Genomic DNA, 421 nt, shown 5'->3' on the forward strand with positions numbered 1-421 from the left:
AAATCTGAGAGAGCGAGGCGGTTCTCCAGCACGTTCAGAGAACGCAACGCTGGGACTCCGCCGCTATCGACATAGTAGGACGCGGGTCGCACCACGATGCCCACCTGAATTGACTCGCAGAGGTCTCCGAGAGGATGCGCTTGCCAATCGGCAGCGGTGAAGCAAGCCTCTAACGTGCTGCTGAAAGCAGCCGACAACTGGCGGCACACCTTGTCCTGTGCCTCGATTGTCTGATCCACCGACCGCAGCACCTCGGCGATCCGCCTTTGCTCATCGAGCGGGGGGACGGGGGTCGTCTGCGACGAAAGTGTCCCCTTGCGGATGTGCTTCATGGTGGTCCCGTGCGCTTCCTCCGTCAGATCTGGAATCGCTGCCTCCAACCGAAACTGAAGCCAGTCTTGGTCGATGCCGTCTGCTGGGG

The 421-nt window shown here is 61.0% G+C and carries 1 protein-coding gene; it reads right to left on the reverse strand.

Translation table 11 applies throughout. The annotated features are described in order from the left end of the window. The coding region (locus tag I6F37_RS41570) for a restriction endonuclease subunit S (protein ID WP_249795479.1) at positions 1 to 332 on the reverse strand (332 nt) is incomplete at its 3' end. Between the last annotated feature and the right edge of the window lie 89 nt (positions 333 to 421).

Source organism: Bradyrhizobium sp. NBAIM08 (assembly GCF_020193935.1).
GTDB lineage: Bacteria > Pseudomonadota > Alphaproteobacteria > Rhizobiales > Xanthobacteraceae > Bradyrhizobium > Bradyrhizobium yuanmingense.